Here is a 12,143-nt window from a genome sequence, read left to right on the forward strand (position 1 = left end):
CTACCCCAACCGGGCTCGGACCCGTAACCGCACCACGCACCGCCGGCACCGGCTGCACTGTCGACGCAGACACGGCGCGCGGGACACCTTGTACGGGTGGAGCGCGCTCGGCGAGCTGTCCGACATGGCTGATGGGGAGTGGCTGGAAACCGGCGGTGCCTGTCCAGCCTGGCCCCGCCGGTGACGAGGTCCCAGTGTGCTGCCCGGTTTCGGCAGGCTGAGTGGGGTGCCCGGTCAGCAACGGCTCACCCGCCGGGTCGTGATGCTCGGATGGCTCGGCCCGGCCCCCGTCCGGATCCGGTACCCCGTGCTCGGCCGCGTTCTCGGACGGTGAGACCGACTCGGCTGGGGGTGCCGACTCGGTTGAAGCATCGGTTGACGCCTCGGTTGTCGCGGAAACATCGTCGCGGTCGACGTCCAACTCGGTGTCCGCGCGGCTCGGCGCGTCATCGGTGTGTTTCTCGGACGCCGAAGCGGTCTGGGTCGAGCCGGTAGCAGCGGGCTGGGACGGGCTCACACCAGCACGGGACGAGGTGGCGCCGCCCACCGCGGACATGGCAGGTGACGACATCCCGATCGCACCTGTCGTACGGTCGGTTCCGGCTACGGAATCGGCTCGGTCCACTGCCGATGGCGCAGTGGAGGTGGATCCACGGTCTACGCTGCCGACAGCAGGATCGGTGCCATGACCGGAGTCGGCCGCGGAGGCGGAACCCGGCGAGGTCGAACCGAGTGCTTCGGACGTTGCGCCGCTGCCGACGTCGACGCCTGATGACGCAGTTGCCTTTTCCGGCAACTCGCCCACCATCGGTGGTGGGCCGTCGGGCGGCGGGCCGTCAGGCGGCCGCCCGAGGTCCTCCCAGGTCGGTGATTGGCCACCGGTACGGTGCTCGAACAACTGATTACCGGCGAGCTGTGAGTTCGTACGCGCCGCTGCCATCGTCCCGGCAGCCGCCGCGTTGCCGAGGTACTCCTTCACGCTCATGCCCTGCCACTCGCCGTTCACCACACCGTGCCCGATGATGCCGGCGGCCGGCGAGGTGACGCCGTTGACGACAACCGAGTTGGTGCCTCTGCTCACATGCGTGGCGAGCTTGTCCGGCATGTGTCTGGAGGCCACGACGCCCAACTTGTCCGTGGCCCACCGCCCTCCGAGCTTGTTCACCGCAGTGCCCATGAGCCCTCCTGCGGCACCGCTCGCGGCGGCGGTGGCAGTCTGCCGGAGATTGATGTCGCCATAGCCCCGCAGCATGCTCAGGCTCTGGGCGCTGAGGTCGATCAGGGCCTCCTCAGCAGCCTCCTGCACCATTTCGCCAGCGAGCCGTACGCCGAACTGCTTGAACTTGCCCAGCCCGTTCACCGCTTGGGCGGCGCGGCCGGCGAAGGTCGCCATCTTCGCCGCGATCCCACCGGCTACCCTGGCCGCGAACATCGCGGCCCCGGCCGGACCGCCGAACACCGAGGCGAGTGCGAACAGCCCGACGTTGATGGCTATCTCCGTGAAGATCGCCATCTTGGCGTCGCTGATCTGCTTGGCGTAGGCGCGGCAGGCTGCCGCCAGTTTCTCCAACTCGGTGACGACCTGGTCGAGCCCATCCTTGTTGAAGGAATCGATGTTGTGGTAGATGTGGAAGCCGGCCGAGTCCCGCCAGCTGTCGTCGAACATGCTCCTCGCAGCGACGCTGGAAACCTCGATGGCTTTCCTCAGGCCGGCGGCGAGACCGCTGAACACGTCTGCCAGAGCGTAGACCGCCGATTCGCTGTCCGGCGGCCAGAGATATTCGAAAGCCGCGACGCCCGCATTCTTGACCGCGTCCCACAGGTCGCTTACTGGCTCTGGGACATCCGCCATGTCAAGGCTGGGAGCTACGCGGGAACTCTTGAACGGCTTCGGCGTCCGCGCCCTGGTATATCTGCACCGCCCCGTAGCCCCAGTTCGCCAGCTGCCGATAGGCGTCAGGAACCTTGTCCAGGATCGTGCTCACCGCCTCGACGCTGGGCTGGTAGTTCTCCATGAACTTCTCGCCCATCGGGCCCTCACCGATCTTCGCGTTCGCGATCGCCGCGCGTGCATTGCTCCACGCGACCGCGAACTGCTCACCGGCATCGTGCACCGTCCTCAGATGGGCCCTGGTTTCATCGGGGAGCATGTCCATGACCCCGTCACCGTTGCGGTCGATCGAGTTCACTGTCGCTCGCCTCCCGCGACCTGCCGGTCGAGTGCATGTAGGAACGGGTCGAACCGCAGGTCGGCCGTTTCGGCCGTCGCGCCGGAGGGCAGGAACTTCGCGGCGATGGCGAAGCCCTCTTCCTGGGACAGTTCGACGGCCCGGTGGATGGTGTCGGTGATGGCCTGCGCCAACGCACCCGAATTGGGGGCGCGGTAGATGCGTGGATCCAGCCACAGCTCGATCAGTTCACCCGCACCGCCGACCGTCGCGCTGATCAGCCCGTCGCCGGAATCGGCGGTGGCCCGGATCTCGGCCATGCGCTGCTGTATGGACCGGACGTCCTCGGCCATCCGCTCGTATTCGCCAAACATCTCCAGGTGAAGGGACGTGTCCACGGAGCCTCCCGAGATTGCTTCCGGCCCAGTGTCACGCCGCCCCCCAGGCGACAGGGTCAGCTGGCCTGTTGCGGCCACGACGGACGACGCAGGACGCGCCACCGGGACGATCCATGGGTGAGACGACGTCGGGCGCGTGCTGTCGCCGCCGTACTGGCTGCGACGGCGCTTCATGTCATCGGCGGCGCAACCGCAGCGGGCGCGGCTCCGCCCGCCGGTGCTTGCCACAATCCGGATCCAGCCCACAACCAGGTACGGGCACAGCCCTGGGCCCAGCAGGTCCTCGACCCGCAACGAGCATGGCCGCACAGCCGGGGCGCTGGTGTGCTGGTCGCGGTGGTCGACTCCGGTGTGGACGCCGACCATCCGCAGCTTCGCAGGCCCGGAAAAGTGCACCGGGGCCGCGACTTCTACCTGGCGGGTGCACTGCCGGGCGCGTTCGACTGTGTGTCCCACGGCACCGGCGTGGCCGGCATCATCGCCGCCGACCCGGTGCCCGGCATCGGCTTCCACGGCGTGGCCCCGGACGCTGAGATCCTTCCGGTACGGATCAACGAGAGGGATGTCGGCGGTCAGGGCGAGTCGCTGCTCATCGATCCGCAGGTGGTGGCCAACGGCATCCGCTACGCCGCTGACCAGGGGGCGAAGGTGATTAACCTGTCGCTGGCGGGCCACAACGACTTCCCCATCATCCGGGCGGCGGTCGCGTACGCGGTGGCCAGGGATGCCCTGGTGGTGGCTGCAGCGGGCAACGCGCAGCGGGACACGACCACCGAACGGCCGGTCTACCCTGCCGCCTATGAGGGGGTGCTCGGTGTGGGCGCGGTCGACATCGATGGAGCCCGGATGCCCGGATCGCAGATCGGCCGACACGTGGACCTCGTCGCACCGGGAGTCAAGGTCCTGGCCGCGACCAGGGTGGACGGCCACACCTATGTCGACGGCACCAGCTTCGCCGCGCCGTTCGTGGCCGCAACCGCAGCGCTGGTGCGCGCCGCCTGGCCCAGGCTCACCGCCGCCGAGGTTGCTCGGCGGCTCGTGGCCACGGCCAGTCCGGCCCGCGGCGGTCGGGACAGCAACGCCTACGGTGCCGGTCTGGTCAACCCCTACCGGGCCGTTACCGACGGACTCGACCCTGATCGACCGGCGGCATTGCCCGCATACGTCCCGCAGCCGCTGGACCAGGCACAGTTGGACCGCGCCGCGTGGGAGCACGGCACGGCGGTCACGGCGAAGTGGCTGGTCACCGTAGTGGCCGGGGGGATCGTGCTGGCCGGGCTGGTGGCGGCGATCCTGCCACGGGGTCGGCGGCGCCGTTGGCGAGCGGGCTGGGCCGCTGCTGTGCCGGCCGAGCCGACCGTCGTCGAGCCGCCGGAGCAGATCTTCCTCATCTCCGAGCCGAAACGTGATCGATGAGCCACCCGGCGACTGTGCGCGGACAGGTGCTGACGAACTGGCATCGCGAGGAGACACCACCACCGGCGGATGCCCCGGGAGCCTGCTGGCTCTCCGGGGCATCCGCCTCGTCTCTCTGGCCGGTCAAAGTCAGCGCATCCCCATCTGGGCCCTGCGCACCGCGTCCATCAGGTGATCGTTGGCATTGACGACGGCCCGCGCCTGCGCTGTCTCGGTGTCCCAGGTCTCGTTGGACAACGCCTGGGTTTGGCCCGATTGCTCGTAGTAGCTCTGGCCGAACGAGTCCGTGAGATCGTTCTGGTAGATGAACTCCGCGCCACGGTGGTGGTCGTCGGTGTGCTGGCGCTTCTCCTGCGCCCCCCTCTGCAGGGCGTCCGCCATGCCGTGATTGGTGTCGCTGTGGGCGGTGATCCGAGATGACGAACTCATCGTCGCTTTCCTTCCGGTCAGATCTGGGAGGCGATACCGTGGCCGCCGTTGCCACCGAAGGTCACTCGGCCGGTCTCCCGTGTCGCGGCATCGTCGGCGTCCTGGTAGTAGCCGACAGCCCGGTACATTCCGTCCGAATCCTCCTGGTACATCGGGGCGATTCGACCGGTGACGAAACCGTGCCGGTTCTCCTCGGTGTTCATGAGCCCGTCGCGCCACAAGCCGGAACTCACGGACACCCCGTCACCGACCACGTTCGTGACACGTTGGGAACTGTTCTGCAGATTGACAGTGGCTTCGGACGACAACTTCGCCTGAAGCTGCATGGCGGCGGCATCACCGTCGATCTTGCCGCCTGTCGAACCCATCATCGAATCGTTCCTCCGAATCGGTCGCTGCTCGGTGATACAACGCTTTCCCTGATGGTCGGGTCCAGGCTAGGTCGCGAAGAAGCACCTCCAGTGGCACGCGGCACTTTCCTGCCATCACCCCCACCCACCGCCGCTGCTCAGCGACGATCGCGGATGTGGCAACAGTCGTGGTGAAGAGACCGACCCGGCGGCCAGCTCCGGAAATGCCGGCCGGTGAGCTGATCCTCCAGGCTCCGCCGGAGATCCCGCCGCCGCCCGCACGCCAGTGGACACAGTTGCTCATGGTGCTGCCGATGGTGGCCATGACGGCGTCGATGATGCTGATGTTCTCCGGCTCGATGGGCGGATCCATCCGCTTCGTCGTCTACGGGCTGATGGGCGTCGGCATGCTGGGCATGATCGTCATGAGCTTCCTGCAGGGCGGCGGCCCGAGCAGGCGGGAGATGGGCTACGCCCGGCGTAGGTACCTCCGGCATCTGGCCCAGCACCGGCTACGACTGAGGCGCTCCGTACGCCGGCAGCGCGAGGCGATGGAGTACCTGCACCCGGACCCGGTCGCGCTCTGGTCGCTGGTGACGAGCTACCGACTGTGGGAGCGGCGTAAGGACGCCCCGGACTTCGGTGTCGCCCGGATCGGCCGTGGCGCACAGAGCCCGGCCACCACGCTGGTCGCCCCCGACACCAAGCCGCTGGAGGAACTTGAGCCGCTGTCCGCGCTCGCCCTACGCCGGTTCATCACTACCTATGCCACCGTCGACGGCCTGCCGATCGCGATCGCGGTGAACGGGTTCAGCCGGATCTACCTGCGCGGTCATCGAAAGGCCGCGCTCGGCATGCTGCGCGCGATGCTGGCGCAGCTGGCCACCCTGCAGTCACCGGACGACCTGCGCATCGCCGTGTGCGCCGGTAGCGAACACCGCGCCGACTGGGAGTGGGTGAAATGGCTGCCGCACGCTTTGCACCCGGAACGGACCGACGCGCTCGGCCCGCTGCGCCTGGTGGCACCGACGATCCCGGCGCTGGAATCGATGCTCGAGGAGGAGTTGGCCAAGCGACCACGGTTCGACCCGGAGGTGGCCACCCGGCTCGCCGGCCCGCACCTGGTGGTGGTGCTCGACGGCGGTTCGGTCGCCGGTTCCGACCACCTGATGACCGGCGGCGGTGTCGAAGGGGTGACGATCGTGGACCTGACCACGATGCCGCCGAGGGCACCGGACCGGACCATGGTGGTGCTGCGCGTGGACCCGCATGGCAACCTGGTCAGCGAGACCATCGACAGCGAAGTGCACCTCGGCCGGGCGGACGCACTCGGTGCCGTCGCCGCCGAAGGGCTCGCCCGTCAACTGGCGCCGCTGCGGCTGACGGCGGGCCTGCACGGCGATGCGCCGATGACGACCGAGCTGGGCCTTGCCGAGCTGCTGGACCTGGGCGACCCGTACGAGTTCGACCCGGCCGAGACGTGGGTGCCACGACCGAACCGGGACCGGCTGCGGGTCAAGTTCGGCATCCAGGCCGACGGGACCCCGATCGAAATCGATCTCAAGGAATCGGCCCAGGACGGCATGGGCCCACACGGCCTGCTGATCGGAGCGACCGGCTCGGGCAAGTCGGAGCTGCTGCGTACCCTGGTGTTGGCGCTGGCCGTCACCCACCCACCGAACTCGCTGAACTTCGCGCTGGTCGACTTCAAGGGCGGGGCCACGTTCACCCGGCTGGACGCTTTGCCGCACACCAGCGCGGTGATCACCAACCTGGCCGACGAGCTGCACCTGGTCGACCGGATGACCGACGCGATCAACGGTGAGCTGATCCGCCGCCAGGAGCTGCTGCGGGCGGCCGGGAACTTCTCGTCCCTGCGTGACTACGAGAAGGCACGCGCTGCGGGTGCCCCACTGCCCGAGGTACCGACGTTGCTGGTGATCTGCGACGAATTCTCCGAGCTGCTCTCCGCCAAACCCGACTTCATCGACATGTTCGTCCAGATTGGGCGCGTCGGCCGCTCGCTCGGCGTACATCTGCTGCTGGCCTCACAACGGCTCGAGGAGGGCAGGCTACGCGGTCTGGAAACGCACCTCTCCTACCGGATCGGTCTGCGGACGTTCTCGGAGATGGAGAGCCGGGCGGTGCTCGGCGTGACCGACGCGTTCCAGTTGCCGAGGGCGCCCGGTCACGGGTTCCTCAAGGTCGGCACCGATCCGATGGACCGGTTCCGCTCGGCCTACGTGTCGGGTGTGTACCAGCGCGCTACTCGCGGCGCGGTGGTGGCCGCCACCGCCGAGCAGCTGGTGCTGCGGGAGTACACTACCGCCTACCTCGCCCCCGAGTTCGACGTTGACGAGGACGACCCGGACACGCCCGAGCCCGACGAGGACACCGCCACCGGCGAGACCCTGTTGGACGTGCTGGTCGACCGACTGCAGAACCGGGGCACCCCGGCACACCAGGTGTGGTTGCCGCCGCTGTCCGACTCCCCGACCCTGGACGGCCTGCTCCCCACCCTGGTCACCCACCCTCAGCGTGGTTTGACCCCCGACTCCCCCGCCGTGGCCGGGTCACTGCGACCGGTGCTCGGCATCGTGGACCGGCCGTTCGAGCAGCGGCGTGACCCGCTGGAGCTGGACCTGTCCGGGGCAGCCGGACACGTGCTGGTGATCGGAGCACCGCAGACCGGCAAGAGCACGACACTGCGTACGCTGATCGCCAGCCTGGCGCTCACCCACACGGCGCGCGAGGTGCAGTTCTACTGCCTGGACTTCGGCGGTGGCACACTCGCCTCGATCGCCGGTCTGCCCCATGTCGCCGGCGTCTCCGGCCGGTTGGACACCGGAGCCGTACGACGTACCGTCGCCGAGGTGGCCACGCTGCTGGTCCAACGAGAGCGACTGTTCGCCGAGCACCGGATCGACGGTATCCCCACCTACCGCAGGCTACGCGCCGAGGGCCGGTTCGCCGAGCACCCACACGGTGACGTGTTCCTGGTGGTCGACGGCTGGCAGACCCTGCGCAACGACTTCGCCGAGTTGGAGGAGATGGTCGGCGACATCGCCGCCCGGGGGCTTTCCTACGGCGTGCACGTGGTGGCCAGCTGCGCCCGTTCCTTCGACCTGCGGATGAACGTCAGGGACCTGTTCGCCAGCAGGCTGGAGCTGAGGGTCGGGGACCCGATTGACTCCCTCGTCGACCGGCGTGCCGCGATGAGCGTCCCCGCCGACGCCCCCGGGCGGGGGATCTCGATGAGCGGGCACCAGATGCTGGTGGCACTGCCCCGGATCGACGGGGTCACGGAAACCGGGGACCTGGCTGCCGGCACCGGCGCACTGGTGGAGGCGGTCAGGAGGGCCTGGCCGGGCGAGCCCACGCCGTCGGTCCGGCTGCTGCCGGGGGTGCTCCCGTTCGAGAAACTGCCCGCCGCCGACGAGCTCACCGGGGCCGAGGCGGGGCTGGCCGTCGGCATCCACGAGCGGGACCTGTCCCCGATGCGACTGAATTTCGCCGCGGACCCCCACTTCTTCCTGCTGGCCGACACCCAGTGCGGAAAGACGTCGTTCCTGCGGGTGCTGGCCAGCCGGATCCAGCATGCCTACCAGCCCAGCGAAGCCCGGATCATCCTGGTCGACCACCGCAGGGGCCTGCTCGGGGAGATCGACGAGGAGTACCTGCTCGGCTACGGCACCAACGACGAGCACAGCGGCGGCCTGCTCGCCGAGGCGGCCGACGCGCTGGCCAAGCGGCTGCCCAGCCCCGACGTCACGCCCGAGCAGTTGCGGGCCAGGAGCTGGTGGCAGGGGCCGGAGATCTTCGTGCTGGTGGACGACTACGACATGGTGGCCACACACAAGGCGCACCCGCTGATGCCGTTGCTGCCCCTGGTCGCGCAGGGCGGCGACATCGGTCTGCACGTGGTGCTGGCCCGACGTACCGGCGGCGCCGGGCGGGGGCTTTTCGAGCCGTTCCTCAACCGGGTACGGGAGGTCGGCACGCCCGGCCTGATGATGTCCGGCGACCGGGACGAGGGCCCACTGCTCGGCGGCATGCGCGCCCAGGTGCTGCCACCCGGGCGCGGTTGGCTGGTGGACCGCCGCGGCCAGAAGGGCCTGGTCCAGGTCGCCTGGCTCCCGCCCCGCGATTAGGCCCGCGATTAGGCCCGCCCGATGGCCGGTTGCTGTCGCGCCCGACACAGCAACCGACGAACATGCTTGGCTTTGACGACGGATGCTCGCAGAATCTGGGGGGCGGGATGGTCAACGAATATCTGGACGGCCACGCGCATGGCATGAGAGATGTCGGCGCGAACTTCTCCCCACCACCTGTCAATTTCATGCCGTCCATTACCCGGTCCACGTCGGCCTGCAATGGCGGGGGAATGGCGGAGTGCGGCAAGTTGACCGAGGCCAACCAGGCCGCCATCGAGTCGATCCAGACCATGGTCACCCACATCATGCAGGGGTTCGAGGCGTACAGGTCGATGATCCTTTCCTCCGCAGACTGCTACGCCGATGGCGACGGCATGAGCGCGAACGAATTCCGGAACATCATTGATCACCAGGATCAGAACCTGCCCGACAAGGCTCAGGTCTTCCTGGAGCCCGCTCCGACGAACGGCACCTAGGAGCACCTGAATGGTTGACTACAGGTTCGGCCACAGCCTGGAGACACTCCACGAAATCGCCGCCTTCGAGCTGACTCAACACATCGAGAAATGTGCCGCCGAAGCTGCCATGTGGAACGGATTGACCCCCTACTTGAACGAGGCGGCCCACGCTCTCCGCGATAGGATCGACAAGGTAGGCGAACATTGGCGGGACCCGGCATTCTGGATGCTCGAGGGGCGGGTCAGGACAAGCATCGACGGGGTCGTCGGTGTGCGCGACGCAATCGCGTCGTCATCTCTCTACAAGACGTTCAACGACGACCTGCCCGCGCTCATCAGATCCACCCAGGACCGCATCCGGCAGAGGTATGCCGACTACCAGACGCAACGCGAATCCTTCGAGCGGAATGGCCAGGTACTCGACAAGCGGCCTTTCGAAGAGGCAGCTGGGATGGCACTGAACGAACTGGCAATCGAATACCTGCTGGCGGGGCAGGCAGTTCGGCAACTGACCGAAAAGCTGAAATGGGTCGGACCACGCGCTCACCTACCGGAGGTCGGTCCGGGTGGTCCCGTGACCGATCCAGGGGCCATGGCAGGTCCGAACTCCGCAGGATCGGGTGTGGATGGTGGGTCCGGTGCCGTCGACCCCGCATCGGTGCCCGACCCGGCCAGCGCTCCGGACCCGTCGCCCACCGATCCGACTACCAACCCGCAGGACGAGGCCAACACACTACTGGAACAGGGGTCGGAGGCGCTGAGCGCGCTGAGCCAGGCGATAGAGTCGCTCGGCGGTACCGGGTCGGGCGTACCCGATCCGGTGACCTCACCCGTGGGTGGGCTCGACCCGGCGGATCTGGCCGCCATGTCCCCTGCGGAGTACGCGGACTACCTGGATCGTATGGGGTACCCGCGCCTGGCTGCCGGTGGAATCGGTGATGGTGGGCCGGTCGGCATGACAGGCGTCTCGCCAGTGGCGAACCAGGTGCCGTTCGGTGGATCGAACGGCACGACGCTGCCGTCCGGTTTGCCGTCGGCCACGGGTATCGGTGCCGGGAGCACCGGGCCTGGGGCGATTCCGCCGATGTATCCACCGAGCGTCCAGCGAGCGAACACCGGAAGCGGGATCATGCCGGGAGCCGCCGAGCAGGCGGGACCGGGCAGCCCACGGAAGCGGACACCTGGTGGCATCCCGGGTGTGTCCCTTTCCGGCCGGGCGGGCCGGGCAGGCCCAGCGAAGGGCGGCAGTCTGGCGTCGCCGTCGTCCGTGCCACCGTCACCATCGTCCGGGGCGCCGCAGCAATGGTGGGAGACCGAGAACGCCACCGGCCAGGTGCTCGACGAGGAGCTGTGGCAGGTGAACCAGCAGGACCGTGATCCGAGATACCGCACCGGACATTGAGGAGGGACACATGCTCGCAACGCAGATCAGTGGCGACACCGAGGCGATGGGCGCATATTCCAGTCAGCTCACCGCTCCCCCGATGCCGCCGTCGCTGGCGCGCCTGGGAACACCGCCGAACCTGTCCGGGATGTTCGAGGGCATCGCGATGTCCGTGTTGGACAAGGCGGCCACCGCCGAGTTGGCCGCCTTCCTGACGAAGGTCACCGAGGATCTGGTCACCGACTCGGCGAAGGTCAAGGCTGCCGCCGCAGGCTACACCGCCGCCGATGTCGCCGGAGCCCTCGAACTGGCCGCCGCCAGCGTCAAGGTCGTGAAGCAGGGAGTCGACCTCGTCAAGCAGCTGACCGCCACCCAGACCCAGTCCTCCGGGAATCCGAGCACCGACGAACCCACCGACGATCCTGCGGGTGACGCCCCGCAGCCCACTGTCTGAGGTGTCACCATGGCCATTCCCTACAACATGCTTCCCATCGAAGCGCAGCTGGCGATGATCACGGCCGAGCAGGCCAACGTCCCGGTCCTCATCGACGCAGCGAGGATGTGGACCGAAGTACGCGAATGGATCGAGACCGCGCGGACCGAGTTGCACACCCGAGTGGGCGAGCTGGCCCCGACCTGGACCGACGACGCCGGCCGGGCACACGAGGAAAAGGCCCAGCAGACCCTCGCCGAGCTGAAGATGTGGGGCGAGCGGCTCGATGCGGCCCAGGTGCCCGAGGCGCTCACCACGCTGGCGAGCGCTATCCCGGAGGCGCTGCAGACCGTGACGGGCCTCTACCAGTCCTATGTCGCTGCGCTCTCGAACCCGTTGACCGCGTGGGCGGCTCCCGGATTCCAGCAGGCCGCGGGCGCGCGAATGACCGCGCTGGGTTCACAGTTCGACATGTCGATGCTCAAGGTGGTCTCGGGTGCCGGCATCCAGTCCCCCACCGACCTGCTGCCCGAATCACAGGGCGAGGCCCTCTCGGCGGAGGGCAACTCCCCGGCCGACTTCATCGAGGCCGCCACCGCTGGCGTGAACGTTCTTTCGGAGCTGCAGAACCTGGCCTCGTCGATCAGCTCCGGAGCAGGCATATCCGACTTGACCGACCTGAACGGTTCGGACGGGCCATCGCTGGCCGGGCTGATTCCCGGCCCTTCGACCCTCGATCCGGTCTCCGGGGTGTCGTTCGGTGGGCTGCCGCCGGTGGGCGGCCCTCCGGTGGCGGGCGGGTCGGGCTGGGCGGCCGCAGCCGGTGGAACCGGCATGCTGCCGTTGGCGAAGCCGGTTGCTGGCCGGCTGGCACCGACCCTGGCGGCGGAGGTGAAGCCTGGCGTGGCCACCCCGGACGCGGCGAAGCCGGCTGGCGGTGGGGTGCCGCCGAT

General features: G+C 68.5%; 11 protein-coding genes. 6 read left to right on the forward strand and 5 right to left on the reverse strand.

Going from position 1 to position 12,143, the window contains the following annotated elements; genetic code table 11:
- The 3 genes from ACFQ4H_RS33810 to ACFQ4H_RS33820 all read right to left on the reverse strand — a co-directional run.
- The coding region (locus tag ACFQ4H_RS33810; RefSeq protein WP_449289041.1) for a WXG100-like domain-containing protein at positions 1-1,852 on the reverse strand (1,852 nt) is incomplete at its 3' end.
- Position 1,853: 1 nt separating this feature from the next.
- Positions 1,854-2,189 carry a hypothetical protein gene (locus ACFQ4H_RS33815; protein WP_377579176.1) on the reverse strand — a complete coding sequence of 112 codons (336 nt, stop codon included), beginning with the start codon at positions 2,187-2,189 and terminating at the stop codon, positions 1,854-1,856.
- A complete protein-coding gene (locus ACFQ4H_RS33820) occupies positions 2,186-2,566 on the reverse strand; it encodes a YbaB/EbfC family nucleoid-associated protein (protein WP_377579178.1) in 381 nt (126 codons plus the stop codon). Before ACFQ4H_RS33820 ends, ACFQ4H_RS33815 begins: the two co-directional genes overlap by 4 nt.
- Before the next feature lie 117 nt (positions 2,567-2,683).
- On the opposite strand from ACFQ4H_RS33820, the gene mycP reads away from it, so the two are divergent.
- The gene (gene mycP, locus ACFQ4H_RS33825) at positions 2,684-3,982 is read left to right on the forward strand and encodes a type VII secretion-associated serine protease mycosin (protein ID WP_377579180.1); all 1,299 of its coding nucleotides are present in this window, start codon (positions 2,684-2,686) and stop codon (positions 3,980-3,982) included.
- 129 nt (positions 3,983-4,111) lie between these two features.
- On the opposite strand, the gene ACFQ4H_RS33830 is transcribed toward mycP, so the two are convergent.
- Positions 4,112-4,411, reverse strand: coding sequence for a hypothetical protein (locus ACFQ4H_RS33830; protein WP_377579182.1), 300 nt, complete (start codon positions 4,409-4,411; stop codon positions 4,112-4,114).
- Between the two features lie 17 nt (positions 4,412-4,428).
- Positions 4,429-4,782, reverse strand: coding sequence for a hypothetical protein (locus ACFQ4H_RS33835; RefSeq protein ID WP_377579184.1), 354 nt, complete (start codon positions 4,780-4,782; stop codon positions 4,429-4,431).
- 155 nt (positions 4,783-4,937) lie between these two features.
- On the opposite strand from ACFQ4H_RS33835, the gene eccCa reads away from it, so the two are divergent.
- The 5 genes from eccCa to ACFQ4H_RS33860 form a co-directional block, all read left to right on the forward strand.
- Entirely contained in the window at positions 4,938-8,912 is a 3,975-nt protein-coding gene (eccCa, locus tag ACFQ4H_RS33840) for a type VII secretion protein EccCa (protein WP_377579186.1), read from the forward strand.
- A 29-nt stretch (positions 8,913-8,941) separates the two neighbouring features.
- Positions 8,942-9,391: a hypothetical protein gene (locus ACFQ4H_RS33845; RefSeq protein WP_377579188.1), complete on the forward strand. Its 450-nt coding sequence runs from the start codon at positions 8,942-8,944 to the stop codon at positions 9,389-9,391.
- Between the two features lie 10 nt (positions 9,392-9,401).
- Positions 9,402-10,775 carry a hypothetical protein gene (locus ACFQ4H_RS33850; protein WP_377579190.1) on the forward strand — a complete coding sequence of 458 codons (1,374 nt, stop codon included), beginning with the start codon at positions 9,402-9,404 and terminating at the stop codon, positions 10,773-10,775.
- Between the two features lie 10 nt (positions 10,776-10,785).
- Positions 10,786-11,211 carry a hypothetical protein gene (locus tag ACFQ4H_RS33855; protein ID WP_377579192.1) on the forward strand — a complete coding sequence of 142 codons (426 nt, stop codon included), beginning with the start codon at positions 10,786-10,788 and terminating at the stop codon, positions 11,209-11,211.
- 9 nt (positions 11,212-11,220) lie between these two features.
- Positions 11,221-12,143: WXG100 family type VII secretion target (locus tag ACFQ4H_RS33860; RefSeq protein WP_377579194.1), on the forward strand; the 923-nt coding region annotated here is incomplete at its 3' end.

Source organism: Micromonospora sonneratiae, assembly GCF_042679305.1.
GTDB classification, from domain to species: domain Bacteria; phylum Actinomycetota; class Actinomycetes; order Mycobacteriales; family Micromonosporaceae; genus Micromonospora_H; species Micromonospora_H sonneratiae.